Source organism: Pseudidiomarina fusca, assembly GCF_032227045.1.
Lineage (GTDB): Bacteria > Pseudomonadota > Gammaproteobacteria > Enterobacterales > Alteromonadaceae > Pseudidiomarina > Pseudidiomarina fusca.
In genome coordinates this window covers 44,628-70,139 of sequence record NZ_JANFPJ010000019.1, presented here as the reverse complement: position 1 = coordinate 70,139, position 25,512 = coordinate 44,628, and the positions used below count along the sequence as shown (strand labels likewise).

The following is a 25,512-nucleotide window of genomic DNA, read 5'->3' as shown; positions in this document are numbered from 1 at the left end:
CGGTCTGTCTCACTCTCATGCAAAGGTAAGATCAACCATTTAATCCGCTTACCCCCGCTTTTTAGGTGAAGAATAGGGCGACGAATAGGGCGACGAATAGTTTATTGGTTTGTGGCCGGCTCGGGCGTCATTTCCTGCCATAACTGAATGGGATTGCCTTCAGGGTCTGCTAAGCGCGCAAATCTGCCGTTGGGGTAAGTTTCCGGGTCAACTTTCACTTCAATGCCGGCTTCGTGCAATTGAGCCACCATGGCATCTAAGTCGCGGACCCGAAAGTTAAACATAAATTGCTGAACGTCAGCACCAAAATATTTGGTTTTGCTATTAAACACACCAAACACTGTGCTGCCACCGGCCTGCACCCATGGCTGTTCTTCGTAGGTTTTAGGCTTTTGTTTTACGCCTAAATGTTCTTCATACCATTTGGCTAACGCTGCAGGGTTTTCCGCTTTAAAAAATACTCCACCAAAACTTAACACGGCTTCGCGATCGGCTGCAGCGGCGGTGGTTAACATGCCCGCAGCTAGCGCCGCAGCAATGGTTTTATTTAGCTTGCTCATGTTTCGTCCTTTTATTGGTCAAGATACACCAAAATATCACCAGGCTGGCAGTTAAGCTCACGACAAATTGATTCTAATGTGCTGAATCGAATAGCTTTTACCTTGCCTGTTTTCAGCAGCGACAAATTAGTCATGGACACACCAACGCGCTCAGATAGTTCGGTAAGCGACATTTTGTTTTTGGCTAATTCAACATCTAAGTTAATTTGAATGGCCATATTAAACTACTTCGACAGCGTGTTCGTCGGTTAAAAAATGATAAGCCAATAGTAACATCAGCGCCGGAAACAAAACGATGTTAACCACGGCAAGTACAAGCGTTAATTGCAGTACTGCGGCAATAAGCATGCCAACCGCAAATAGTTTGAGCGTGGTGGGTAGCGCAATAAAACGCGCAAGCATAGCTGAGCACATGCCAATAAGTGCAAAACAATAGAGAAATAAAAACACAATGCCAGCAACTAAGGTTACGTCAATGATGGTTTCCGTTATGCTGGGAAATAAGCCCAAACCAAGCAAAATATCAACGGCAACTGTGCTATGAAATAGGGCAACAGAAAACGCCATGGCCAACAGCATATTGGCAATCAACCCGCCGCCAATTTGGTCACGAAAGTACTTACTGAGACTGAAATACACGTAAATTTCGAGTGCGCCGATGGCCACAAATAAAATATCCCAACCACTCAGTTCAAGAAAATCAGCGCGGAAGGCCATTTCAGCGTTATCGATAATAAATCCGAAAGTGGCTATCCAATAAATTGGAAACAATACCGCGAGGGTTATAGCGGCAATGCCGGCGAGTTTGTATTTGGTGTTATCCATGGTTTATCTCCAAATTGATGTGTTTATAAAATAGACGCGAAATAAACGTTTTGCAATAAATATTTTATGATAAACATAAATTAAATGACTTTTGATTTATACAAAACCAGCCGCCACCTTGTGTGCCGTAAAGATGCCGTAGTTAATTTCATTGAATGTGGTAACTTGTGGCTAACTATTTTGTGGAATACGCATCATGAACATTAATTCAAACCGATTAAAGCAATTACGTGCCGAGCGTAATTGGTCACAGGAACAGCTTAGTGAAATGTGCGGTGTTAACCTGCGCACTATTCAGCGCATAGAAACACGCGGTACGGCTTCGTTAGAAACCGCTAAAGCCTTGGCAGCAGTGTTTGAAGTGTCGGTTGATGAGTTGACCAGCAGCGATAGTGCCCCTGTAAAAAATGCTGTGCTGCAAAGCGTTTGGGGAAGTTTGCAGAATTTTGATGACTTTAGTGGCCGCTCAACACGTTATGAGTTTTGGTGGTTCTTTGTGCTTTTTGTGCTGGTGCTGGGTTTAGTGGAGTTCATTCATCCGGTTTTAATGAGCATGGTGGCTATTGTATTGTTGTTGCCGTTTTTAGCCGTATCTACGCGCCGTCTGCGCGATGCAGGGCAGAGCCCTTGGTGGCAACTGATGATGTTGGTGCCTTTTGGGATACTAATCGTCATGTATTACTGGGCCATGCCGCGACCAGAACAGCCGCCAGCTACCGAACGGTCCTCTGGTCAGTAATTTCTTAACTTCGCGACAGCGTTTTTATCAAGTGCCAACCAAATTTGGTTCTAATCGGCCCATGCACTTCTAGGGTGGGCTTGCCGAACACCACTTTATCGAATTCTGGCACCATTTGGCCGCGCCCAAACTCACCTAAGTCACCGCCTTTTTTGCCGGAGGGGCAAAGTGAGTGCTTACGTGCAAGGTCAGCGAACTTCTTGCCGCTGGCCAATTGCTGCTTTAGTTTTTCCGCTTCTTCACGGGTTTTTACTAAAATATGCAGAGCATGTGCGCGTGCCATAGCTTGGTTCCTTAGTTATCACGACCTACACGGAAGGCGCCCGCCGGGCCAGGATAGACGACTGGGCTTTCATAGCCATCTGCGCTGATACTAGCAACACCAAAAAAGTAATTATCAATCACCACGTTGTCTAAGGTGAATTGAGTAACATCGCCTACATAGCGACTAAATTGCCACTGTGGCTGATCGGTATAGCGCCAGTAAATTTTGTAGCCGGCAGCGCCTGGTACCTTGTCCCAACTGAGGCTGGTGCTTGGTTGCACAGCACCGGCAATAGCAACATTAGCTGGCGGTGCTGGGGCCCATGCCATGCTTGCTAATGATACCGCATTTAGCGCGGTCAGTTTAGCGGCGTAGTCAAAATCGACTCCGTCTAGGGTATCGCCAAATTTTATGCCATTTTCAGTGCGGAGGTCTTGATGCTGACGATTGTAGTTTTCGTTGGTTTCCATAATGCGCACACCCGGAAAACCTAAATCGTTAAACGGGCGATGATGGCCGCCGCGGCCAAAGCGGTCTAATCGATACACTACCATGGTGTCTAAGTTTGGAATGTAGCGATCAGCGATTTGGTCGATGTAGCGCGCCACGTTGCGGGTAGGTGAATCAACCTCGCCACCGGTAAAGCGGCGACGGTTAGCCTCGTTGGGCTGTTCATCCATGCGCGTACCTTCAGCAAATATACGGGCGGTGGTGTTATCTATCACACCGTTAATGCCCTCGATGTTGCCAATCATGTCGTTGTTTAATACGGCTTCGATAAACCAGCCATCGGCGAGGGCTTGCTCAGCCATAATCCGACCACCAAATAAGCCTTGCTCTTCGCCAGCTAAAGCAGCGTAAACAATACTGCCGTTAAATTGATACTTGCTCAGTACTCGGGCGGCTTCGAGGGTACCAGCTACGCCTGAGGCGTTATCGTTGGCACCTGGGGCATCAGAGGTGTAGTCCATCACATCGCTAACGCGTGAGTCGATATCACCAGACATGATCACGTAACGATTAGGATCGCTGGTGCCACGTTGCACAGCAATAACGCTGACTACTTCAACAGGATCTGGAATACGCGGTTCACCGCTGATCACACGACTTTGAAAGTAGACCTCAAGACAACCGCCACAGTCTGCGGAGATGCGTTCAAACTCGGCTTTTATCCAACGTCGGGCAGCGCCAATACCACGGGTATCTGATTCGGTTTCAGAAAGGGTGTGACGGGTGCCAAAGCTAACTAGTTTAGTGATATCGCGCTCGATATTATCGGCGTTTATTTGTGCTGCAATGTCGTGGAGCTTTTGTTGCTCGGCTGCTTCTGGTTGCTTATCTGTGGCTGCAATCGCGCCGACACTGAACGCCAAACTGCCACTACTTAGCGCTAGAGCTAAAGCTGGTAGCCATTTACGTTTGGTTGGGGTTCGCAAAGATCTGTTCATAAGAGTCCCTGGTTGTTGTATTAGTTTGTCTTACTTTGCTTCTAATGGGCCTAGTTGTCTAACTCTTGCGCTAGCAAAATACGCTCAATAACGGGTTAGATGCGACAATATACGATAAATAGTATAGGAGCGTTCACTCTGTTTGGATAGGCTCGATTCTTTTGTTGTTGCCCCTATAGCAGCCAATCAATCGGCAACAAGCCAAAAAAGCCGGAGGCAAAGCGCTGAAACCAACTGGTTTGGGGTTCTTGATCATGTCTGATGTTGCCTTCAGGACGTCGTTCTAACCAGTACATGTGGCCATCTTCGTCTAGCAGCACCTGATAACTGCTGTAGGGTACGTTATTGGTAAAGGTTTCAGCGAGTTGTGTCGCTAGATGCTGGTTATCAATAATAAATCCAAGCTCAGTATTCAACCTAGCCGAACGCGGGTCAAAATTAAATGACCCGACAAAAATACGGTACTGATCTACGGCAAACGTTTTGGCATGCAAACTTGAAGCTGAGCTAGAAAATGCGCCGGTTTTAGTGGGATCAGAGCTGCCATTATTGGGGCGCATTTCAAACAGTTGAATACCAGCTTCTAATAAAGCGCGCCGCCGTTTGGCGTAACCTGAATGAACAATCGCCACATCGGTGGTGGCAAAGGCATTGGTGAGTACTTTTACTTCAACGCCCTTTGCGGCGATGGTGGCAAGTGCATCTACACCAGCTGCAGTAGGCACAAAATAGGGTGATACCAAGAGAAGTTGTTGTTCAGGGGAACCTATGGCTCGGGTGAGGGCGTCGGTAATAAGTTCCTCAGGTGCTGCAGTGCCAAGCCCCTTGTTGGGGCTATCACTGATCATGGCGACGTTAGCCCATTGCCAGCGCTTGGCTTGAATAAGCTTGTCTAGGCTAACCTGCTGCGGTGTCACTAAGTCTGCCAAGTCGTTATTAGGAGGGCCTTGTCGCGGGCTATTGGCCGGTGGGTGGAGGAGTTCGTAGGGGTAAGCTGAATCGCTATTCCAATACTCATCAAAATCGTCTGAAACAGCGTTAACAACTGGACCCATGGCGAGTACATCAAGGTCGGCAAAGTAAAAACCGTCCGTGCGGTCAAAATAGTCATTGCCGATGTTGCGGCCACCGACAATGGTGGCCAAGTTATCAACAGTAAATGATTTATTGTGCATGCGCCGATTGGCTCGCGAAAAATCAAACATAAACCCAAGAGCACGCGAAAAACGTGGAATAAACGGGTTGAATAAGCGCACCTGAATATTAGGGTGTTGATTGAGGTAGGCAAACCAGACATCGGCGTCACGCGAATGTAAGTCGTCCATCAACAAGCGCACCCTTACCCCACGTTCAGCTGCAGCATAGATGGCCTCGAGTAATTGTTGGCCTGAGCTATCGTTACGCCAAATATAGTATTGCAAATCAAGACTTACGTCTGCTTGCGCAGTTAACAGTAAGCGGGTTGCGAGTGCTTGTTCTGCATCGGCTAACATCACCACGGCACTTTGTTGCGAAGAGCTTGTGGCTAAGTGATCCTCTAGTACGGGAAGAATGCGTTGCCCCAAACGACTATGCTGAGTTTGTGCCAAGTTGAAAGCGTAGCTGGCTTCGCGCTGAGTTAGATCAGGTAAACCTGTGCATGCTGCACAGCAGAACAATAATAGTGATAACAAAAATACTCGAAACATGGTCATGGTGATTGCCTTAGTTACCACGGTGCGCGGTGTTAGACTTTAGTCTAAGACCAACCTAAACCCCTACATTAAGGCGTAGAATAGCGCGCTTTGAATACCTGCATAGCCATTAATTAGCAAAGAATGCAGTCTTGTGAGTTAACAATACAGGTACAACTATGTCTACAGAATCTAGAATTTTATGTCCAGCGTTACAACAACGGGTGACTACTGCTGAAGCCGCTGCGGCCATGATCCCTGCAGGAGCCAACGTTGGGATGAGTGGCTTTACTGGCGCTGGCTATCCCAAAGCCGTACCAGGAGCCCTCGCTGAGCGAATTAAAGCGCATAATGCGGCTGGTGGTAAGCCCTTTCGCATTAATGTGTTAACCGGAGCTTCAACTGCGCCTGAATTAGATGGCAAGCTGGCAGAAGTAGATGGTATCGAAATGCGTTTGCCGTTTCAAAGCGATCCTATTTGTCGCGAACGCATCAATAATGGCACCATGAATTATGCTGACTATCACCTTTCTGAAGTAGCTCAATACGCTTGGTCGGGTTTTTTTGGCAAGATGGATATCGCCATTATTGAAGTGGTAGGTATTCGTGAAGATGGTTCTCTGATCCCCTCGTCGTCGCTGGGTAACAACAAAACCTGGATTGAGCAAGCTGATAAAATCATCCTTGAGGTTAACCATAAGCAAAACGCACGCATGGAAGGCATGCATGATGTCTATTATGGTGCGGCGTTACCGCCTAACCGTAAGCCGATTATGTTGACTGAACCAGGCCAGCGCATTGGCGAGCTTTATTTACGCTGTCCGATTGAGAAGGTGGTGGCGGTTGTTGAGACGAATGCTGCCGATCGTAACACGCCATTTAAAAAGCCAGATGATGCGTCGCGTAAGATTGCCGAACATATTCTCGAGTTTTTTGACCGTGAAATTAAATTGGGTCGCTTGCCAAAAGGTCTGTTGCCGTTGCAATCAGGCGTGGGCAACATTCCTAACGCGGTGTTAGAGGCGCTTGATAGTGGTCCTTATAAAAATCTAACGGCATACACCGAAGTCATTCAAGACGGCATGTTAAAAATGTTGAAGTCGGGCACCTTAGCCATGGCATCGGCTACGGCTTTTTCATTAAGCCCAGAAGGCATTGAAGAGTTTGATAAAGACATCGAATTTTATCGCCAAAAAATTCTGTTGCGCTCACAAGATATTAGTAACCATCCTGAAGTGGCACGGCGCTTAGGGGTTATTGCTACCAACGGTATGATCGAAGCGGATATCTATGGCAACGTGAACTCAACCCACGTAATGGGTACGCGCATGATGAACGGTATTGGTGGTTCAGGTGACTTTGCCCGAAATGGCTATTTGTCGATCTTTATGTCGCCATCTACCGCGAAAAACGGCAAAATTTCGTCGATTGTGCCAATGGTGTCGCATGTCGATCATACGGAGCACGATGTTAAAATTATCGTCACTGAGCAAGGCTTGGCTGACTTACGTGGGTTAGCTCCGCGTCAACGGGCCTTGGCTATCATCAATAACTGTGCCCACCCTGATTTTAAAGAGCAGTTATTAGATTACTTTGAGCGGGCTTGTGCGAGTGGCCGTGGCATGCACACACCGCACTTGCTGAATGAGGCGTTAAGCTGGCACGAACGCTTCGAGCAAATAGGTACTATGAAGCCTAACGCCTAGGCTAGCTGAATGACATGCGCTTAGGGTAAGCGCATGTCAATTCGTAGTTGCAGAGGTTGGTCGGTTTTGCCAGGAACATACCGCCAGCGCTGTAATGCGGCGATAACATTATCATCAAACACGCCCTCTGGTTGTGACTTCAGCACTTTAATATCCACCGGCTTGCCGTCGTTTCCAATCCGAAATTCTACCTCAACATAGCCTTCAATCCCCTCGGCTGCTGCCGCTTCCGGGTAGCGAGGATTAATACGGACAATCGGTGTGATGGTTTCTGCAGCCGCAGCTTGGGTAGGCGTTGAAATAGCTGGCGTATGCCAGAGCATACTTGCACTAACCATTCCCACGGCAGCAAGCACTAGGGGGAACTTTCGTAAGGGGTGGTGCTGCTGTAGTGTTTGAATGCGTTCTTTCATGAGATTAAATCTCCCTTGTTGATAACCGTAATGAGTACTGCAAGGGTTCACGACAGGGCCACCCCAAGCTCGGTTGGTACTGGTTTTGAGTAAAGCATGGGCATAGCCAACCCCATGCTGCGGTGAGGTGCGATGCTGACTAAGCACATCAGCATCACAGGCTAATTCTTGATCGGCACGAAAGCGCTGATAACCAAGCCAAGCCAATGGATTAAACCACTGCACGCTGAGCAACAACCAAGCGAGGAGATTGGCTTGGGTGTCATGACGCCGCCAATGAGTCAGCTCATGCCTAAGTATTAATCGTTGCTCGAGAGTGCTGTAGCGTTTATTAAAATCCGTGGGTAATAGCAAGGTTGGACGCCACCAACCAAATACGCCGGGGCTTGTTCCGGGCGCAGTGGTGGCCACAGTAAGGCCCAATCGGTTCTGCTTGGGTAGCTGCTGTAAGCGCCATTGCCCCAAGCCAATAAGGCTCAGCATAAGAGCTACGCCTAGCAGCCAAACGCCACTAATTAATGGCATCCAAGCATCCTTCTTACTAACTAGCTCAGTAGGGGTAGCCCAAAGGGCGGTATAGCTTTGTAGGGCCTGTGCAGCCGTACTCAAACCAAGCTTTTGTAAAACCCAGTAGAGGCTTTCGCCAAGCCAAGGGCCAGCAACAATAGCTAGGTAACTGATAGGCACCAAAGCCCAAAGTAGATACAAGGAACGTGGCCCCAAGTGACGCAACAGGCGCTGATGGCCCGTGGTGAAAATAACGCACAGCACTGAGGTGCAAAGGGTTATGAGCAGAACACTGGAGGTTAGCATGACGAGTCCTCTTGTTGCTCCCACTCAGCGATAATGGCCTTCAGTTGGGCGACATCCTGATCGCTAAGCTGACCCTGTTGCGCAAAACCGGCAACTAACCCAGCGACACTACCGGCAAACAAATTATTAATGAGCTTTGAACCGGCTCGCTGTTGATAATCTTGCTGTGCAAGGATGGGGCTGTAGCGATAGGCGCGGCCGTCTTTTTCAAAGCTCAATGCGCCTTTTTTTACTAGGCGGTTAAGTAACGTTTTTATGGTTTTCTCATGCCAATCTTCTTGTTGTTGCACCCGCAGCACTATATCAGCAGATAGTAACGGGGCTTGTTGCCACAATACATTCAAAATAACGAGCTCGGCATTAGAGATTTCTACGGGTTCAGTCATCACTGTTATCCTCAATTACAAATGTAATCTTTGATTTGAGATTACACCTGTAATCAAAAAGATCAAGGGATTATTTTCATTCATTAACTGGGGGATTAGGTTGGATTCCTTAGTTCGTCAGCATTATTCCTTAGCTGGTGAGATGTTGCTGGCGGGTTGAAGGTAGGGGCGTTAATACTTGCCCTCAACAGCACAACAACTCACAAGGAATCAATCATGAACACACAAACTCAAGTCAAAGTTTTTGGTCTCGTTAGCTTAGTTAGTTTGGCTTTGTCGGCAACTTTAGGTGCACAGCAGTTGCTTCAGCAACCAGCAGAACCTGCGACAACGGCGCATTTTAAAACCCTTTCGGTAGAGCGTTTGAATGTAGTAGAAGCGGACGGAACCGTTAAGCTTTTGCTGACCAATACTGAGCGCTTTCCGGTAACCGAAGAAGTGAACGGACGTATTCTTAACGAAGATCGTAAAAAACGAGCAGGCATGTTGTTTTTCAACGAAGAAGGCATGGAGGCTGGTGGCTTTATTTTTGATGGCAGCCGTAACGAGCAGGGTCACAGTGCGGGCATGTCGTTAACTTTTGATAAGTACGATGGCGACCAAGTGATGCAATTATTAACGGTAGATGAGCAGCGTGGTGAGCGCCGTATCGTACGCTCAGGATTAGCTTTTAACGACCGTCCTGAGTTAGAAACACAACAAAAGGTGCGTGACATTCAGCGTGAACTGGCGCAAATAGAAGACCGTCAATTACGCCGACAAAAATACATGGAATATCAACAGCAAGGTTATTTAGGCGGCGCTACACGAGTACTGCTAGGAAAAACGAGCCAAGCGAATAACGGCTTATTCTTATTTGCCAGCGATGGGTCGCCGCGCGCTATGTTTTATGTAGACGAGCAGGACGAAGTGCAGTTACAGTTCTTTAATGCCGCAGGTGAAATTACTCATTCGTGGACGGCTGGCGCTGCTACCGAGCAGGCACCGCAATAGGCTTTCTGACAGATAAGGGCCGACCCTATGCTAAGACGTTGGTGTCAATTTTTACAAATAGACCGCACCTTTTTGGTGCTGGTCTTTTTGTTGTGTTATTTGCTGGTGATTTATAACCGTGTAAGCAGCGGGATGCTGTCTTGGTATACTTTTACCCCAGAAGGCCCCGTAGCTGAATTCATTGCTGCGCTGATTATTTTTAGTTTGGTGCGGATGAGTCTGCAGCGTTTCAGTTTGGCCCCGGATGGCGTTACTCACCAGCTACAGCCGGTGGCACCGCCGTCTGCCGCAACCTATGCGATGGCTGCGGTAAGCACAGTGGTGCTTTATTTGTTGTTTTATAACGGATTGGGGCTAGCCATAGCCGCTCTATTTGGCAATATTGATCGTAACTTCTCGCAACTGCAAGTGCTGCAAGGTAACCTGCAAGCCTTCATCAACGTGATACTTTTTGGTGGCTTGTACTTGGCCTATACCCACAGCCGTAGCCTGAATCAATATCGAACGGCATTACGCGAGGCGCAACAGCAGCACGAGCAACAGCTGGCTCAGGCCCATATTCGGCAGCTTAAAGCGCAGCTTAATCCACATTTTGTGTTCAATTCATTGAATACCTTAGATGAGTTGATGGTGCTTGATGTTGAACGTGCCAGCGGCTTTTTACATGATTTTGCTGATATCTATCGCCAAGCTTTACAGCATACCGGTGATGCCTTGGTACCCTTAGCCCAAGAGATTGAGTTTGGGCGAAAATATTTTGCGCTTATGCAAGCAAGATTAGGCCCTCATTATCAGTTGGAGTGGCATGTTGATGACGAGCAAGTTGAGGGATTATGTTTACCCCCTTTTAGCTTACAAATCTTGCTAGAAAATGCTTTAGTTCACAACCAAGCCAATGTGGATAACCCTTTAGTTATTCATGTGTATTTGCAGAATAACGAACTCATTGTGGATAACATGATTCAAGCTCATCGTATACCTAAGCAACAGCATAATGGTACCGCATTGGCAAACCTCTCTCAGCAGTGTCTCCATATGTGCGGCTACCCGGTGCAGGTTGTGGCGGGGCCCGAACGCTTCAGTGTGAGGGTGCCTCTAGTTAGCCAGTCTTCAACAGAGGTTAGCTAGCATGATTAACGCCGTGATTATTGAAGATGAACCATTAGCTCGCAGCAAACTAAAACGTTTGTTAAACCAATTAGATGCGTCTATTCGGGTGGTGCGTGAGCTTGAAAGTGTGGCTCAGGTTCGCCAGTGGCTCACCGAACAAGCGTCACAAGATAAGGTGCAGGTGATTTTTTCGGATATTCAGTTAAACGATGGCAATGTGTTTGAGGTGTATCAGCAGCAGCCGCAGCCTTGTCCGATTATTTTCATAACTGCCTACGACGATTTTTTGCTGCAAGCGTTTGAAAGTCAGGGTATAGCCTACCTGCTTAAACCGTACAACAGTCAGAAACTAGAGCAAGCCTGGGCAAAATTTTGTGCTCTTAGCGTGCCTAAACCTAAAGCTGTGAATGCCACCGCTGGCGCTTTATATAAGCAGCATCGGCTTGCGATCAAGCATCATCAACAGGTGTATTTTCTTGATATAGGGGAGATTACTCACGTTCAAGCTGATGGCGGCTTAGTGATGGCTTTTGACCGTGAAGCGAAACGTCATTTTTTATCGTTCAGCTCACTGCAAGCGGCTGAACAAGCTTTGGCTGATTATCCATTTTTTCGGATTAATCGCAGCGAATTAGTACAGCGTGAGCACGTACAAAGCCTACAAAGGTATTGTAAAAACACGCTAACTATCACGCTAACCTGCGGTGCTCAACTGAAAACCAGTCAGAGTCGCACCGCGGCTTTTAACGAATGGCTTCGTTAAGCGGCATCGCCATCAAGATATCGCGCTGAGGATCGTTGCCTAGTTGAAATAGGTGTTCGCCCACGTCAGTGAAGCCTAGTTTGCGGTAAAAAGCGATGGCACGTGGGTTATGCTCCCACACGCCTAGCCACACCACGTCGTGCCCGCGTTGGTTTAGTTTGGCTAAAGCTGTTTGCATTAAATCTTGTGCTACGCCTTTGCCATGCCAAGGTTTATCTACGTACAAGCGTTGAATTTCAGCTGCTGACTTAGCTGATACACAGGCAGGGGTTTGGCCCCAGCGCAATTGCGCAAAGCCGACTATTTGAGCGTCAATAATAGCGAGCAAGGTTAATCGGTTGGGATCATTGATTTCATCACGCTGAATAGCTTCGCTGTATTGGCTGGCGCAATGCTGATCCATATCAGCAGCGCTATTATCAGCGGCGAAAGTATCGCGAAAAGTTCGCTCGGCCAGTTCGGCTAAGCGTTTGGCATCGTACTCAGTGGCGGTACGCAGGTGAGCACGTGATTTGCTGCCAAGCGCTTGACCATCAGCGGAGCGAGTAAAACGCTTATCTGAACCTTCTTCGTGTTCCATAAGTACCAACGTTAAGTAAATTTTTGTGGGTAACGATAACACCACGCCAAAAGCACTAAGTGCGGCGCCCAAAATAAAGCCTTGATGGCCAATACTATCGCTAGCGAAGGTTGCTGCCAACACTAAATGCCCACAAATCAGCAGGCAGATCCCTAAAATCATGGCGCTTTTTAATAACTTTACCTGGGTGCTGTTTTGCATGGGTACGAGCTTATTGTTGCTGCGAGATAGGTAGATAATAAACATAAATAATTAGGGGTAAAAGGCAAATTCGGCTTATCCATGATTTTATTAGGGTTAATTGTCTGAAATGACCTTATGGGCAACTTGTTTGAGCTCTGCCGTTCATTTTATGCGCCTAATTAGCATTTAACTGTCATAAAGCTGTGCTATTTTCGCCTGTGGATAAGATTCATTTGATGTTTGAGGAAAAGCTCTTGAAAAAATTTATGCGACCATTGCTGTCATTGCAAACTAGCGTGCTGCTGCTGGTTACTCTCGCCGGCTGCGCTCAAAGTGGCACCACAGGGGCGCGCGGGCCAACGGCAGCGGATAACTCGCTATCCGAACAAACTGTGGTGCTGATCTCGATTGATGGCTTTCGGCATGATTACATTGAGCTGCATGGTGCCAACAATATCGCTAAGATAGCTGAGCAAGGTGTGCGTAGCGATGGTCTAATACCTGTTTATCCTTCTAAAACCTTTCCAAATCATTTATCGATTGTGACCGGCCAATATCCCTCTAAGCACGGCATTGTGGATAATAATTTTTACGATACCGAGCGCAAGCAGCGCTACAAAATGGGTGATGGCGCCAAGGATAGTAGTTGGTTAACCACCTTGCCAATTTGGAACCTAGCAGAGTTTCAGGGAGTAAAGGCAGCGTCTTATTTTTGGCCGGAGTCTGAAGCCAGAATCAATGGTCGCACCCCCAGTTACTATTTTAACTACAGTACACCTGCACCAAACCAACAACGGATTGACCAAATCATTGCTTGGTTAAAGCTGCCTGCTGAGGCGCGTCCGCGGTTTGTTACTGGGTACTTTTCTATTGTCGACACCATGGGGCACCAGTTTGGGCCTGAATCCATTCAAGTGAAGAAATCCGTGCAATACATCGACAAGCTGATTGGTGAGTTATGGCTGCGTTTGCAAACTGAAGTTGAGGTGCCGGTTAATCTAATTCTGGTGTCCGACCATGGGATGTCTGATATTAAAGCCGAGCGCATGATAGACGTCGGTCAATTACCTGTGGATAGCGACTTGTTTGAAACACAAAATGCGCAAACTCGGTTTATGATTTATGCCAACGATGAGACTACAGCGGTCCAAGTAGATGAATTGAAAGCGCAGCTTGAACAGTTGACCCACTTGGGTTTTTGGATTGAATCTGAGGCAACGTTAGCCGAGCTGGGGGTAACCGCAGGGCCGCGCAAGCCAAGTATTGTGTTAGCGACGCAAGCGCCGGTAACTTTTACCTCGCGGCCGCCCGAGCGACGTGCTGATGGCGGCACTCACGGGTTTCATTCTAACCGCGAAATGGATGGCTTATTTGTTGCCGCGGGGCCGGCACTCGCGAGTGGGGTTACCTTGCCGCGCTTCAGTAATATTCATGTTTATCCATTTATGGCGCAACTCCTTGGGTTAGAGCTGATGACACCTATTGATGGTAAGGCTGACGTGTTAGCGCCGATTGTAACTCTAACGCAAAAAAATCAATCGCAATGATTGCGCAATCAGGGCACATGCAGTAAAGATATGAGTTAAGAACAATAACAATAAGACTTGGCGATGAATTTTTGGCGTAAGTATCATAGTGACATCGATAGTAATGACCCGCGTTACAATCAGCTGACGCTGATCTATGCGATTGCATTGTTGATGGTGCTGTATTTTGGCGCGATTGGCTTACTCAACATCACCTTGTTTGATGCTGCCTATATTGCTGTTTATGATTTTATCGGGTTCGTCATTGCCACTAGCATTTTCCTCTACGTGTATCGAGGTGGCAACCTTGCTGTAGCAGGTTGGGCCTTGGTACTCACGCTAATCACCATCCTGCTGGCGTTTATTGATTTATCTGAAGCAGAAAACTATTCCTTGGTTTGGGTGACTATTTTACCCCCCATCAGCTTTTTCTTATTGGGCTCGCGAGCTGCAACTATCCTTACTGGGCTGGTGTTCATTTATTGTGGTTGGTACCTGTACCAATTACTGCAAATTGGAGTGCCAGGACATTTAGGTTTAGGTGCTTTATTTAACTTCGCCGAGGTTGGTCTGGCGCATATTTTACTGTTTCGTTTTTACGAGCGTTCTCGTCAACGTGCATACGACAAGTTACGCAAACTATCGATTACAGACCGGCTAACAGGCGTTTATAACCGTCTGCATTTAGATAATAACCTTAAGCAGATGGTGGCGCTGGCGCATCGCACTCAACAGCCTGTGTCAGTGTTGCTGTTGGATGTTGATCACTTTAAAAACATTAATGATAGCCACGGGCACTTAATGGGCGATGCGGTGTTAGTGCACTTGGCAAGCTTGTTGAAAAACCTGTCGCGTAACACGGATTTGCTGGGGCGCTGGGGAGGTGAAGAGTTTCTGCTGCTGTGTCCGAATACCGAGGCAAGCGCCGCGCTCTATTTGGCCCAGCGCATTATTAAGGCGTTGCAGAAAGAACATACTTACAGGGGCGCTAACCAACAGCAGGTAACCGTTGCGGTTACCGCCAGTATCGGGGTGGCGACCTATCATCCACAACAACCTTTTGTAGTACCAGCAGCTATTTCAGAACAAGCGGCGACATCCTCAATTCCTACAGATAATGACACCGTGGTTACGCCAGAGGTGGCTGTGGCTATCAGTGAAAAGCTGTTATACATCGCTGACAAGCATCTTTATCAAGCCAAAGAAGCTGGCAGAAATAGAGCCATTGGCTAAGCTTTCATAACTGTCATAAAACTGTCATTAAGGCGCTAGGCTTATCGAGTACAGTAAACGTCTGCCGTAGTCAGGGAGTGGTTATGAAGTTTTTTGCGCAAGAGTTGAGTTGGTTAGCCTTTAATGAACGGGTACTGCAAGAGGCTGCAGACCAAAGCGTCCCAGTGGTAGAGCGGATGCGTTTTTTAGGAATATTCTCAAACAACATGGACGAATTCTTTCGGGTGCGCGTTGCTGATGTGCGCCGGCGAATTTTCTTGGCTCAGAATACCGCTGAACACAGTGAGTCCGAGCAATTAATGGCGGAGATTCAGCAGCAGGTGTTAGCCCTGCAGGATAAGTTTGAGGTGATCTACAAAGATGTGCTGAAAGCGCTGCTGCGCAAAAACATTCGGGTTATCGATGAACAGCAAACCACCACCGAAGAGCGCACCTGGCTGACCACCTTCTTTCGAGAAAAAATTAAGCGCTACATAGTGCCGCTGCTGATTAGTCCAGCTACTGATTTAGTGAAAGCAATCAACGAAGAAGCCACCTATTTATGTGTTGAGGTAGTGCAAGGCGATATTATCCGTTACGCTGCACTCGAAGTGCCCACCGATGAATTCCCACGCTTTATAAAACTGCCGTTTAAACATGCCAAGCGACAAAAACGAGTGATTCTACTCGATAACGTCATTTGCCTCTGCATGCATGAGCTGTTTCAAGGCATAGTGCCGTTTGATTCGCTCCGCGCTTTTTCGTTTAAGTTAACCCGTGATGCCGAGTACCGGTTACCTCACGACATTGAACAAAGTGTGCTGGAGCAAATGGAAGAAGGCATTCGGCAGCGGTTTGAAGCCGAGCCAGTGCGGTTGGTCTATGACGCTGCTATGCCTCGTAATATGTTGTTCTTTTTACACGATAAACTGGAGCTAACGAGTCATGACTCATTAGTGCCGGGTGGCCGTTATCGTAACACTCGCGATTTTGTCAGTTTTCCTAATGTGGGGCATAAGTCGCTCGTGAATCCCGCTTGGCAACCGTTAGAACATCCGCTGTTTACCAAGCATAACAGTGTGTTTGATGCGATGGCGGAGCAAGATATCCTGCTGTATTACCCCTACCATAAGTTCGCTCATTTGACAGAATTGGTTCGCCAAGCAGCTTACGACCCGTTGGTGCAAAGCATCCAGATTTGTATTTATCGCGTGGCTAAGTTATCGCGTATCGTGCATTCGTTGGTAGAGGCGGTTAATAACGGCAAGAAAGTGACCGTGATGGTAGAGCTGCAAGCCCGCTTTGATGAAGAAGCTAATATTGAATGGGCAAAACTCATGACCCAAGAGGGCATTCGGGTTATTTTCGGTATCCAAGGTTTAAAAGTGCACTCTAAGCTGCTGCTAATAAAACGCCGAACCGAGCCGGGTAGTGATAGCACGCAACTTTTTGCTCATATTGGTACCGGCAACTTTAATGAAAAAACTGCGCAGATCTATACCGACTTTAGCTTATTCACCGCAGATAAAGGCATTTGCTCTGATGTCGAGCAGGTTTTTCAGTACTTAGAAGCCCCTTACAAGCGTTTTGATTTTGACCATATTTTGGTATCGCCAGTTAATCTTAGAGAGACTTTAGAAGAGCTGATTGACACCGAAATTGGTCATGCTCAGCAAGGGCAGCGTGCAGAAATTATGGTGAAGGTGAATAACTTGGTCGACCCCGGCATCATTAAAAGACTGGTTGCAGCCGCGCAAGCAGGGGTGCGAGTGCGTGCGATAGTGCGCGGTATGTGTGGCTTAAAAGTCCCGGCGGATTTAAGTAAGCGATTAGAAATTATCAGTATTGTGGATCGTTTTTTAGAACATCCAAGGGTTTACTGGTTTTATCATGGTGGCAAAGAGCAGGTGTTTATCTCCTCAGCAGATTTAATGACGCGCAATTTAGATCGCCGCGTAGAAGTTGCTTGTCCCATTTACAACAGCCAATTGCAGTTGCAAATCAAGCATATTTTAGAACTGCAGTGGCAAGATAACACCAAAGCCCGCATCATTGACGCTGAGCAGAAGAACCAGTATCGCAAGCGCGGTAATCGCAAAAAGATCCGCTCACAATTAGTTGTGTACGATTATCTGAAAGCAGAAATGAAACGTATGCTGGAGGCACCTCATGACTGATGTTCACAGTCCTCAAACCCAGCTAGCGGATGGGTTAAATTATTTTGCCGCGCTAGATTTAGGCTCGAATAGCTTTCATCTGGTGACCACTCGGGTTATCGATCAGCATGTGCAGCCGCTGCTTAAGTTCAAGCAAAAGGTTCGTTTAGCAAGTGGCCTGAGCAAAACCAATAAGCTCAGTGAAGAGGCAATACAGCGAGGTTTGGCAGCGTTACAGTTATGTGCCCAGCGCTTACAAGGTTTTGCTACCGAGCAAGTGTATGTGGTGGCAACTCACACGTTGCGTGAAGCCAAGAATGCCGATGTCTTTCTGGCGCGGGCGGCAGAATTTTTTCCATTCCCTATCCATATTATTTCGGGCCACGAAGAAGCCCGGCTGATTTATCGAGGGGTAGCGCAAACTAGCTCTTACCAAGGGCGACGGCTGGTGATTGATATCGGTGGCGGCAGCACTGAAATCATTGCTGGAGAAGAGTTTGAGCCGAAAATACTAGCCTCTCGGTCAATGGGGTGCGTGAGCTTTACCGAGCGTTTCTTTAAAGATGGCAAGCTCAGCGAAAAGCGATTTAAAAAGGCTTTGATTGCGGCGCGTAGCGAGCTTGAGCCGGTGGCGGCGGGCTTACGCAAGTTCAATGCGGTTGAAGTGATCGGCACCTCTGGCACCATCAAGGCTATAGCGCAATGGGTGCAGCTACGTGATCAAAGCGCTCCGGATGTGATTACCCGTACCGCTTTGCAGCGCTGTGTGGAGCAGTTATTAACCCATACCAATATCAGTAGTTTTAACGAAGCGGCAATCGATGCAGATCGGCATGGGGTGATAGCAGCGGGGTTAGCGGTGCTGGTAGCCGTGATGGATGAGTTGGAGCTAACAAGCTTAACCTGCCACGATGCAGCCTTACGCGAGGGAGTGTTATACGAGCTGGCGGAACGGGTGATTGGTCATCGTGATGTGCGGCAGCGCACGATAGATGGTATGGCGGCGCGTTATCAAGTGGACGAATTACAGGCCCAGCGAGTAGCTGAAACCGCGGTTTATTTATTGCGCCAAGTGGCGAAGCCATGGCAATTGCAACAACCAGCTTGGCGACAACGGTTGCAATGGGCGGCGCGCGTGCATGAAGTCGGCTTACAAATTAATGCCAGCAGTTTACAAAGCCACTCAGGCTACATCCTTGAGCATGCGGATATGCCGGGTTTTAGCAAAGAAGAACAAGCCTTTTTGGCTGCCTTGGTACGAAATTACCGGAAGAAGCTGCAGTTAGAGCGTTTACCGCAACTGTATCTTTTTGAACAACGTGATTTGTGGCGCATGATTGTGCTACTGCGGCTAGCTGTGTTGTTTAATACGGACCGCCAGTCATCGTTGTTGTTGAAGAAAATTCAGGTGCGCCAGGATACTTTGCTGCTAACCCTAACCAAAGAAGGAAGCGCGAATCCGATGCTGCTTAACGACTTGGCGTTAGAGGCTAAGCAGCAGGCGAAATTAGGGATTAATCTGCGCGTGCATGGCTAGTTGACTTAGCGGGTGCCAAATATCTTATCGCCAGCATCGCCTAAGCCAGGAATGATATAGCCATGTTCGTTCAAGTGAGAATCGAGTGCAGCCGTATAAATGTGCACATCTGGGTGCGCTGCTAGTACTTTCTCCACGCCTTCTGGGGCGGCGACTAGCACCAGCACTCGAATGCTTTCGCAACCATGTTGTTTCAGCATGTTCAAGGTGGCAATCATACTGCCGCCGGTGGCCAGCATGGGGTCGATAACAAGAGCAATACGCTGATCAATGTCACCCACAAACTTTTCGAAATAGGGCACTGGCTCGAGGGTTTCTTCGTTACGATATAGTCCAACCACGCTTACTTTAGCGCTTGGAACCAGTCCTAACACTCCATCAAGCATACCGATACCAGCACGTAGAATAGGCACCACGGTCACTTTTTTGCCTTTAATTTGTTGCACCTCAATGGTGTCGCCGCTCCAACTTGTAATGGCGTGAGGTTCTAATTCAAAATCACTGGTAGCTTCGTAGGTGAGCAAATTACCTAACTCGTTGGAAAGTTCACGGAAGCTTTTGGTAGAAATACCAGCTTCACGCATAAGGCCCAGTTTGTGCTGTACTAACGGATGATTGATCACATGTAATGGCATAATGCGTTCTCTTGCGGCGATGAATTGTTTTCATTATAGGCGTATAAGTGTAATAATTTTTTGCTTGGAAGCCTATAAAAAGTAATTTTTCTGGAAAGTTAAAGGAGTGGTACGATGGCAGGCTATTGGCAACGCGTTGCTGCTGTGGCTATGATTTTGGGGTGGAGCATGGCGAGCGCAGGGTGCGCTCAAACCGAAACCGTAGCAGCACCGGTTGCGGAATCAGCGTTACCTGCTAAGTTTCTAACAGACCCAGAATTATTCGCGCCAGGGGCGAAGGTTTTTAAGTACCGCTGTGCGGCTTGCCACTCCATGGATGCTACTAAAAGTCAGTTTTTTGGTCCTCATTTAGATGGCTTAATTCAGCGTAAAATAGCCAGCACGCCGGGCTATACCTTTACGGAAGAGGTGCAGCAATTGTCGATAGTTTGGACAACGCCGGTACTGCTGGAATGGTTAGCACGACCACAACAGATGGTGGCTAATATGTGTATGCCTTTTACGGGCTTACCGAAACAAGCGGACCGCGAAGCTTTATTGGCGTATATTTATCAAGCATCTGAGGCTAAATAAGTTCATTTGAGCAGCTGGTCTTGCCGGTTGTCGTAAACAATAATAAAAAGATGGTAAAGGATGACAACAATAGCGCATTGCCGGAGCACCTCTCGGTGTGGTCGGTTTCAAACCATGGTCTGTGCCGCGGCCGTTTTTTTAGGTAAATTAATCGGTTGGTTGGCACTGGCCGTGTTGCCCATGTTACTGTTTGCCGCCACGGCCACGGCCACGGCCACAGCCACCGCTGCTGGGCAGGTTCAACCTGAGCCCACCATAGAAGCAGCAAGCCCGCCGTTAGTTAAGTTACCCGAGACTATCAAGCAGCCGTTGGCACTGGATCGTTTCACCATCAGTTATTGGGTGGATAGCAGCGGTCAAGCCAGTTTTGCTGAGGCCCGTGAGCAAAGCTACAACAACTCACCCAATCGCGTTAGTCTTGGTACGAGTGCTAAATCAACCTGGGTAAGGTTTCAGGTGGTTAACCCTGCAAGGGCCGAGCGCGACGTGTTTTTGCAATTTCCTCATGCTTATCACAATAAATCTTTAGGCTTTTATGAAACCGATGGCAAACGTTTATTGCGCAAGGCCGTGATTGATTTAAATGCGCCTGAGGATAATCCCTATCTCTATAAAGGGGCGGGGGTTTTCTCTTTTCAGCTAGCCCCAGGCGAGCAGAAAACCCTGTATGTGCATAGCGTGTCTTATTCTCACCAATGGTTTGAGTTGCAGTTACTGGATGCGTTTCATAGTAAACAAGCGTTGGTTAGCAGTTATACCGATAGCGCGCTGATTGTGGGTATTCTGATTGCACTGGTGATCTACAACTTGTTGTTGTATTTCTTTGCCAGCAAACGAGAAAACATTTTTTACTCGTTGTATTTGGTGTCAGCAGCGATTTGGATTGCGTTGTCGTACGGGCTCTTGTCTGGGGTGTTTGAAGTGTACGGCGACACGGCGTTGCAATTCCATACCAGCCTGATGGCGTTTCCGATTTTTCTGATATTGTTTATGACAGAAATTTTTAAAACGAAACTCCATCACCCCATTGAGCATAAGTTTTTGCAAGCCATGCTAGTGCTGTTGGTGTTGACATTTGTTTGGTCGCTGTTCGATATTCAGGCAGCATTGCAGCCGGCCAGTAGTTTAGCGGCACTGATGATGGTGGTGACCCTGTCGGTGGGTATTTCGTTGTGGTTAAAAGGCGAAGTGCTGGCGCGATATTTTCTTATTGGACACGGCTTTTTTGTGTTCTTTAACGCTTTGGCGGTGCTCTACTACAAAGGCATGCTCGGCTTTCATTATGTAACCAGCCACGGTGTTGGTATTGGCATTATGCTTGAGGCGCTGATGTTGGCCTTTATCATTGCTTATCGGATGAAGCTGTTAGAAGACATGAAGGCGGTGCAAGAAGAGCTGAAATTACAAGCAGCCACGGATCCGTTAACGCGTTTGTACAATCGGCGCTTCTTTTATGCAGAGGCTGACTACCTATTGCAACGGGCACAAAGCGAGCATTATCCGGTGTCTATTTTGACGTTAGATATTGACCGTTTTAAGCAAGTTAACGATACCTTTGGGCATGCGATTGGCGACCGGATTTTGCAAGAGCTGGCGGATATTTTAAAAGGCAGCGTGCGTGAGTCCGATATAGTGGCACGGTTTGGCGGTGAAGAATTCGTCATCTTGTTGAATAAATGTGATTTTAGGGCAGCGTCTAAGCTGGCTGAACAAATCCGTGTTGCAGTCACCAAGCATGCCATTGAGTTAAGTGCCAGTGAGACCATGAGCTTTACGATAAGCATCGGATTAACTGAGGTTTTATTAGGCAAAGAGCAAATTGATGATGCTATTCATCGGGCTGATTTAGCGCTTTATAGCGCTAAAAAAGCAGGCCGCAATCGAGTAGAGGCGCGGGTTTGAGCCTACCCATAAGGCAAAATCGATTAATCTAATCTGTTTTTACCATATCTCACTTTCTGAAATTGTAACTATAGTTATATCCATTCTGTGCGACCTAGTTAGCAGTTGTTGGCTAGGCCGCGCACAGTTGTGTACTTAACCTACAACGAAAGGGTGTAACATCATGATGAAAAAAGTCCTTCCAGTTGTTTCTGCGCTAGCAGTTGCCGTGTCCATGGGCATGGCTTCTTATTCTGCAGCAGCGCAAGAAGCACAAGATAAAATGTTCTGGTGGCCAGACCAACTCGACCTTACGCCATTACGTGACCACGACGTGTCTTCTAACCCTATGGGTGAAGACTTTGACTATATTGAAGAGTTCAAAAAAGTAGATATCGCAGCAGTTAAAAAAGATATCGAAGAGCTAATGACGTCGTCACAAGATTGGTGGCCAGCTGACTACGGTCATTACGGTCCTTTCTTTATTCGGATGGCATGGCACGGTGCTGGTACCTACCGGGTGAACGATGGCCGTGGTGGTGCAGGTGGCGGTCAACAGCGTTTTGAACCTCTCAACAGCTGGCCAGACAACGTGAGCTTAGATAAAGCTCGCCGTTTGCTGTGGCCAATCAAGCAAAAGTACGGCTCAAGCATCTCTTGGGCAGACCTCATGGTTTTAACCGGTAACGTTGCGTTAGAGTCGATGGGCTTTAAAACCTATGGCTTTGCTGGTGGCCGTGAAGATGAGTGGGAGCCAGATAACGTCTACTGGGGCCCAGAAAAACAATGGTTAGAAGATAAACGTTACAGCGGCGACCGTGAACTAGAGCGGCCGTTAGCAGCGGTACAAATGGGCTTGATTTATGTGAACCCAGAAGGTCCAAATGGTAATCCTGATCCTTTATTGGCGGCAAAAGATATTCGCGAAACTTTTGCGCGGATGGCCATGAACGATGAAGAAACCGTGGCTTTGATTGCTGGTGGCCACACCTTTGGTAAAGCCCACGGTGCGCACAAGCCAGATGAGTGTTTAGGGGCAGAACCTGCCGCCGCGCCAGTAGAAGAACAAGGCTTAGGTTGGAAGAACAAATGCGGTAAAGGCCACTCTGAAGACACCATCACTTCTGGTTTAGAAGGTGCTTGGTCGGCTAACCCGATTGCATGGACCACCCAGTACTTGGATAACCTGTTTGGTTTTGAGTGGGAACAAACGCGTAGCCCAGCTGGCGCTATTCAGTGGATTCCTAAAGATGGCCAAGCGGCAAACTTGGTGCCAGATGCGCACATTCCTGGTAAGCGTCACGCACCTATTATGTTCACCACCGATTTGTCGTTAAAAGTGGATCCAGAGTATCGCAAAATTGCGAAACGCTTCCATGAAGATCCGGAAGAGTTTGAGTTAGCCTTTGCTAAAGCTTGGTTTAAATTAACGCATCGCGACATGGGTCCTCGTGCACGTTACATCGTGGATACGTCACCAGATACTCCATTACTGTGGCAAGATCCGGTACCAGCAGTAGATCACGAGTTAATCAACGAGCGAGACATTGCTAAGTTAAAAGGCAAAATCTTAGATTCAGGGTTAACTGTATCTGAGTTGGTGCGTACTGCTTGGGCTTCTGGTTCTAGCTTCCGTGGCACTGACATGCGTGGTGGTGCTAATGGTGCTCGCTTGCGCTTAGCGCCACAGGCTAACTGGGAAGTAAACAACCCACAAGAACTGAAAAAAGTGCTAGCTACGTTAGAAAAGGTACAGCGTGACTTTAACAAGTCGTTACCCAAAGGTAAGCGCGTATCTATGGCTGATACCATCGTTTTAGGTGGTGCCGCAGCTATCGAAAAAGCAGCGAAAGAAGCAGGTTTTGAAGTGACTGTACCTTTTGTGCCTGGCCGCACTGACGCAACTGCAGAAATGACTGAAGTAGCTTCGTTTGAGTTCTTGAAGCCAACAGCTGATGGCTTCCGTAATTACTACGACAAAGCTAGCCGGATGTCGCCTGCTGAGATGTTAGTGGATCGCGCTGATTTATTAACCTTAACAGTACCTGAGTTAACTGTATTAGTAGGTGGTATGCGTGCACTTGATGCTAATTACCAAGGGCTTGATCACGGTGTGTTTACCGACCGTCCCGGCCAGTTAACTAACGATTTCTTCGTTAACTTGTTAGATATGAGCACCGAATGGGCGCCAGCTAAGCAAGAGGGTATCTACGAAGGTCGTGACCGTAAGTCTGGCGAAGTGAAGTGGACTGCAACACCCGTTGACTTAATTTTCGGTTCTAACTCTGAGTTACGAGCGATTGCTGAAGTGTATGCCTTTAATGGCTCTGAGCAGAAGTTTGTTGAAGACTTCGTAGCTGCTTGGACTAAAGTGATGCAGTTGGATCGTTTTGATTTGCACCAGAAATAAGCACATAATTTATTTTATTGCTTAATAAAAAGGGGGCTTGTTTAAGAGCCCCCTTTGTTTTTGTGTACGTTGTTTTTGTGTACGCTGCTAGCAGCAAGTTAGCGCTAGCCGTTACTCGTCACCAAAAGTACGTGGTTTTAACACCTCAGGTTTGAGAAACGGCTTCTCACCGGTGTTGTCATGTTGCCCAAGTACTTTGCCGTTTAACTCAGTGCCGTACAGCGTTGCTTTGTGAAAGTTAAGATACTTTTGTCGAGTTTCTTTGGCATCACCGGTATAGCGAGGGTCCTGAGGACGTTCTTGCCCATTAATAAAGTAGGCGACATCCCAGGCTTCTTTGTCGCTTAATCGCCCTGGTTGGCCTAATGGCATATTATTTTGAATAAAAGATGCTGCGGTAAAAATACGCGTCATGCCCGCACCCCAGTTGTAGGAACCATCGCCCCATAAAGGTGGGAATACCACCTCGCCATCTACCTTTTTGCCTTCGCCATTAGGACCGTGGCAGACCGCACAGTTATTAGCATAAACAGCTGCACCTTGGCCAAAGCTGACATCTTTTGGTATGTCTTTGCCGAGTGAGCTAAAACCACGGCCGCCGATGTTGCGGTCATATACTTTGGCGCCTTTCGCCATGTACTGATGATAAGCCGCTAACGCCAGCATGGTGTCGCTACCGTACTCGGGTGCGGTACCATTCATCGAAAATGAAAAACAGCCAGCAATCCGTTCTTCTAACGAGTTAACGTGGCCATTTTTGCCTCTGAAATCCGGCAATGTGGTGGCCGCAGGCCATACTGGACCAGACCAGGCCATGCGGCCCTCACCCATGTGGCACGATTTACAGTTCATGTCATTAAACACGTACTTGCCGCGCAATTGTTGTGTGTTCATGAAGAGATCGCGGCCTTTAAGCACCACTTTCTTGAGTTCTGGGTGCAGCTCGCTGTCATTCTCAATATCGGCCAAGGTTGGTGCTTGGTGATCGTATTGCCCTGGCTTCATGCTGGGTAGTTTAACTTGGCTCACATCGTTATTTTGCATCGCGATGGCAGCCACCGAGAGGCTTGCAGTAAATAGCGCCGCAAGGCTTAAAGTAATAGCATTGAGTAATTTCATGGTGCT

The 25,512-nt window shown here is 47.7% G+C and carries 23 protein-coding genes; 12 read left to right on the top strand and 11 right to left on the bottom strand.

Annotation, left to right across the window (positions count from 1 at the left end):
• Positions 1–101 precede the first annotated feature (101 nt).
• Genes NOG12_RS10095 through NOG12_RS10085 form a run of 3 tightly spaced genes read right to left on the bottom strand, consistent with a single transcriptional unit; the run spans position 102 to position 1,385 of the window.
• Complete coding sequence (locus NOG12_RS10095) at positions 102–560, bottom strand: VOC family protein (protein ID WP_313933187.1); 459 nt, start codon at positions 558–560, stop codon at positions 102–104.
• A gap of 11 nt (positions 561–571) precedes the next feature.
• A complete protein-coding gene (locus NOG12_RS10090) occupies positions 572–778 on the bottom strand; it encodes a helix-turn-helix domain-containing protein (protein WP_313933186.1) in 207 nt (68 codons plus the stop codon).
• A gap of 1 nt (position 779) precedes the next feature.
• Entirely contained in the window at positions 780–1,385 is a 606-nt protein-coding gene (locus NOG12_RS10085; RefSeq protein WP_313933185.1) for a hypothetical protein, read from the bottom strand.
• 196 nt (positions 1,386–1,581) lie between these two features.
• Between NOG12_RS10085 and NOG12_RS10080 the strand changes: the two genes are divergently transcribed.
• Positions 1,582–2,124, top strand: coding sequence for a helix-turn-helix domain-containing protein (locus NOG12_RS10080; protein WP_313933184.1), 543 nt, complete (start codon positions 1,582–1,584; stop codon positions 2,122–2,124).
• 4 nt (positions 2,125–2,128) lie between these two features.
• On the opposite strand, the gene NOG12_RS10075 is transcribed toward NOG12_RS10080, so the two are convergent.
• From NOG12_RS10075 to NOG12_RS10065, 3 genes are all read right to left on the bottom strand, one after another.
• Positions 2,129–2,407 (bottom strand): peptidylprolyl isomerase, encoded by a 279-nt coding sequence (locus NOG12_RS10075; protein WP_313933183.1) that lies wholly within the window; start codon positions 2,405–2,407, stop codon positions 2,129–2,131.
• 11 nt (positions 2,408–2,418) lie between these two features.
• Positions 2,419–3,837 (bottom strand): M28 family peptidase, encoded by a 1,419-nt coding sequence (locus NOG12_RS10070; RefSeq protein WP_313933182.1) that lies wholly within the window; start codon positions 3,835–3,837, stop codon positions 2,419–2,421.
• 173 nt (positions 3,838–4,010) lie between these two features.
• Complete coding sequence (locus tag NOG12_RS10065; RefSeq protein ID WP_313933181.1) at positions 4,011–5,531, bottom strand: phospholipase D family protein; 1,521 nt, start codon at positions 5,529–5,531, stop codon at positions 4,011–4,013.
• A gap of 158 nt (positions 5,532–5,689) precedes the next feature.
• Here NOG12_RS10065 and NOG12_RS10060 point away from each other — a divergent pair, with 158 nt between their 5' ends.
• Entirely contained in the window at positions 5,690–7,216 is a 1,527-nt protein-coding gene (locus NOG12_RS10060; protein ID WP_313933180.1) for an acetyl-CoA hydrolase/transferase family protein, read from the top strand.
• Positions 7,217–7,236: 20 nt separating this feature from the next.
• Here the strand turns inward: NOG12_RS10060 and NOG12_RS10055 are convergent, their stop codons facing one another.
• Together NOG12_RS10055 and NOG12_RS10050 are read right to left on the bottom strand one after the other, a co-directional pair.
• A complete protein-coding gene (locus NOG12_RS10055) occupies positions 7,237–8,442 on the bottom strand; it encodes a M56 family metallopeptidase (protein WP_313933179.1) in 1,206 nt (401 codons plus the stop codon).
• Positions 8,436–8,828 carry a BlaI/MecI/CopY family transcriptional regulator gene (locus tag NOG12_RS10050; RefSeq protein ID WP_313933178.1) on the bottom strand — a complete coding sequence of 131 codons (393 nt, stop codon included), beginning with the start codon at positions 8,826–8,828 and terminating at the stop codon, positions 8,436–8,438. Before NOG12_RS10050 ends, NOG12_RS10055 begins: the two co-directional genes overlap by 7 nt.
• A gap of 216 nt (positions 8,829–9,044) precedes the next feature.
• Between NOG12_RS10050 and NOG12_RS10045 the strand changes: the two genes are divergently transcribed.
• The 3 genes from NOG12_RS10045 to NOG12_RS10035 are packed head-to-tail and all read left to right on the top strand — an operon-like array spanning position 9,045 to position 11,694.
• A complete protein-coding gene (locus NOG12_RS10045) occupies positions 9,045–9,821 on the top strand; it encodes a hypothetical protein (RefSeq protein WP_313933177.1) in 777 nt (258 codons plus the stop codon).
• A gap of 27 nt (positions 9,822–9,848) precedes the next feature.
• Positions 9,849–10,949, top strand: a complete 1,101-nt coding sequence (locus tag NOG12_RS10040; RefSeq protein ID WP_313933176.1) for a sensor histidine kinase — start codon at positions 9,849–9,851, stop codon at positions 10,947–10,949.
• A gap of 1 nt (position 10,950) precedes the next feature.
• Complete coding sequence (locus NOG12_RS10035) at positions 10,951–11,694, top strand: LytR/AlgR family response regulator transcription factor (protein WP_313933175.1); 744 nt, start codon at positions 10,951–10,953, stop codon at positions 11,692–11,694.
• Here NOG12_RS10035 and NOG12_RS10030 read toward each other — a convergent pair.
• On the bottom strand, positions 11,675–12,475 hold the full coding sequence (locus tag NOG12_RS10030; protein WP_313933174.1) for a GNAT family N-acetyltransferase: 801 nt from the start codon (positions 12,473–12,475) through the stop codon (positions 11,675–11,677). The genes NOG12_RS10035 and NOG12_RS10030 overlap by 20 nt on opposite strands.
• A 236-nt stretch (positions 12,476–12,711) precedes the next feature.
• On the opposite strand from NOG12_RS10030, the gene NOG12_RS10025 reads away from it, so the two are divergent.
• From NOG12_RS10025 to NOG12_RS10010, 4 genes are all read left to right on the top strand, one after another.
• Entirely contained in the window at positions 12,712–14,004 is a 1,293-nt protein-coding gene (locus NOG12_RS10025; RefSeq protein WP_313933173.1) for an alkaline phosphatase family protein, read from the top strand.
• Between the two features lie 63 nt (positions 14,005–14,067).
• Positions 14,068–15,216: a GGDEF domain-containing protein gene (locus NOG12_RS10020; RefSeq protein WP_313933172.1), complete on the top strand. Its 1,149-nt coding sequence runs from the start codon at positions 14,068–14,070 to the stop codon at positions 15,214–15,216.
• An 83-nt stretch (positions 15,217–15,299) separates the two neighbouring features.
• Positions 15,300–17,372, top strand: coding sequence for a polyphosphate kinase 1 (gene ppk1 / locus NOG12_RS10015; protein WP_313933171.1), 2,073 nt, complete (start codon positions 15,300–15,302; stop codon positions 17,370–17,372).
• Positions 17,365–18,888: a Ppx/GppA phosphatase family protein gene (locus tag NOG12_RS10010; protein WP_313933170.1), complete on the top strand. Its 1,524-nt coding sequence runs from the start codon at positions 17,365–17,367 to the stop codon at positions 18,886–18,888. Before ppk1 ends, NOG12_RS10010 begins: the two co-directional genes overlap by 8 nt.
• A gap of 5 nt (positions 18,889–18,893) precedes the next feature.
• Here NOG12_RS10010 and upp read toward each other — a convergent pair whose 3' ends face one another.
• Positions 18,894–19,523, bottom strand: coding sequence for a uracil phosphoribosyltransferase (upp, locus tag NOG12_RS10005; protein ID WP_110075569.1), 630 nt, complete (start codon positions 19,521–19,523; stop codon positions 18,894–18,896).
• A gap of 114 nt (positions 19,524–19,637) precedes the next feature.
• Here upp and NOG12_RS10000 point away from each other — a divergent pair, with 114 nt between their 5' ends.
• The 3 genes from NOG12_RS10000 (at position 19,638) to katG (ending at position 24,387) form a co-directional block, all read left to right on the top strand.
• A complete protein-coding gene (locus tag NOG12_RS10000) occupies positions 19,638–20,096 on the top strand; it encodes a c-type cytochrome (protein ID WP_313933169.1) in 459 nt (152 codons plus the stop codon).
• Between the two features lie 60 nt (positions 20,097–20,156).
• A complete protein-coding gene (locus NOG12_RS09995; protein ID WP_313933168.1) occupies positions 20,157–21,998 on the top strand; it encodes a sensor domain-containing diguanylate cyclase in 1,842 nt (613 codons plus the stop codon).
• 163 nt (positions 21,999–22,161) lie between these two features.
• Positions 22,162–24,387 carry a catalase/peroxidase HPI gene (gene katG, locus NOG12_RS09990; protein ID WP_313933167.1) on the top strand — a complete coding sequence of 742 codons (2,226 nt, stop codon included), beginning with the start codon at positions 22,162–22,164 and terminating at the stop codon, positions 24,385–24,387.
• 111 nt (positions 24,388–24,498) lie between these two features.
• On the opposite strand, the gene NOG12_RS09985 is transcribed toward katG, so the two are convergent.
• On the bottom strand, positions 24,499–25,506 hold the full coding sequence (locus NOG12_RS09985) for a c-type cytochrome (protein WP_313933166.1): 1,008 nt from the start codon (positions 25,504–25,506) through the stop codon (positions 24,499–24,501).
• Between the last annotated feature and the right edge of the window lie 6 nt (positions 25,507–25,512).

Excerpts from the sequence above, each read along its gene's own strand:
- NOG12_RS10000 (WP_313933169.1), top strand. The coding sequence starts at position 19,638 with ATGGCAGGCTATTGGCAACGCGTTGCTGCTGTGGCTATGATTTTGGGG.
- NOG12_RS10095 (WP_313933187.1), bottom strand. The coding sequence starts at position 560 with ATGAGCAAGCTAAATAAAACCATTGCTGCGGCGCTAGCTGCGGGCATG.
- NOG12_RS10060 (WP_313933180.1), top strand. The coding sequence starts at position 5,690 with ATGTCTACAGAATCTAGAATTTTATGTCCAGCGTTACAACAACGGGTG.
- upp (WP_110075569.1), bottom strand. The coding sequence starts at position 19,523 with ATGCCATTACATGTGATCAATCATCCGTTAGTACAGCACAAACTGGGC.
- NOG12_RS10055 (WP_313933179.1), bottom strand. The coding sequence starts at position 8,442 with ATGCTAACCTCCAGTGTTCTGCTCATAACCCTTTGCACCTCAGTGCTG.
- katG (WP_313933167.1), top strand. The coding sequence starts at position 22,162 with ATGATGAAAAAAGTCCTTCCAGTTGTTTCTGCGCTAGCAGTTGCCGTG.
- NOG12_RS10030 (WP_313933174.1), bottom strand. The coding sequence starts at position 12,475 with ATGCAAAACAGCACCCAGGTAAAGTTATTAAAAAGCGCCATGATTTTA.
- NOG12_RS10085 (WP_313933185.1), bottom strand. The coding sequence starts at position 1,385 with ATGGATAACACCAAATACAAACTCGCCGGCATTGCCGCTATAACCCTC.
- NOG12_RS10035 (WP_313933175.1), top strand. The coding sequence starts at position 10,951 with ATGATTAACGCCGTGATTATTGAAGATGAACCATTAGCTCGCAGCAAA.
- NOG12_RS10010 (WP_313933170.1), top strand. The coding sequence starts at position 17,365 with ATGACTGATGTTCACAGTCCTCAAACCCAGCTAGCGGATGGGTTAAAT.
- NOG12_RS10020 (WP_313933172.1), top strand. The coding sequence starts at position 14,068 with ATGAATTTTTGGCGTAAGTATCATAGTGACATCGATAGTAATGACCCG.
- NOG12_RS10045 (WP_313933177.1), top strand. The coding sequence starts at position 9,045 with ATGAACACACAAACTCAAGTCAAAGTTTTTGGTCTCGTTAGCTTAGTT.
- NOG12_RS09995 (WP_313933168.1), top strand. The coding sequence starts at position 20,157 with ATGACAACAATAGCGCATTGCCGGAGCACCTCTCGGTGTGGTCGGTTT.
- NOG12_RS10075 (WP_313933183.1), bottom strand. The coding sequence starts at position 2,407 with ATGGCACGCGCACATGCTCTGCATATTTTAGTAAAAACCCGTGAAGAA.
- ppk1 (WP_313933171.1), top strand. The coding sequence starts at position 15,300 with ATGAAGTTTTTTGCGCAAGAGTTGAGTTGGTTAGCCTTTAATGAACGG.
- NOG12_RS10090 (WP_313933186.1), bottom strand. The coding sequence starts at position 778 with ATGGCCATTCAAATTAACTTAGATGTTGAATTAGCCAAAAACAAAATG.
- NOG12_RS10070 (WP_313933182.1), bottom strand. The coding sequence starts at position 3,837 with ATGAACAGATCTTTGCGAACCCCAACCAAACGTAAATGGCTACCAGCT.
- NOG12_RS09985 (WP_313933166.1), bottom strand. The coding sequence starts at position 25,506 with ATGAAATTACTCAATGCTATTACTTTAAGCCTTGCGGCGCTATTTACT.
- NOG12_RS10065 (WP_313933181.1), bottom strand. The coding sequence starts at position 5,531 with ATGACCATGTTTCGAGTATTTTTGTTATCACTATTATTGTTCTGCTGT.
- NOG12_RS10080 (WP_313933184.1), top strand. The coding sequence starts at position 1,582 with ATGAACATTAATTCAAACCGATTAAAGCAATTACGTGCCGAGCGTAAT.
- NOG12_RS10050 (WP_313933178.1), bottom strand. The coding sequence starts at position 8,828 with ATGACTGAACCCGTAGAAATCTCTAATGCCGAGCTCGTTATTTTGAAT.
- NOG12_RS10040 (WP_313933176.1), top strand. The coding sequence starts at position 9,849 with ATGCTAAGACGTTGGTGTCAATTTTTACAAATAGACCGCACCTTTTTG.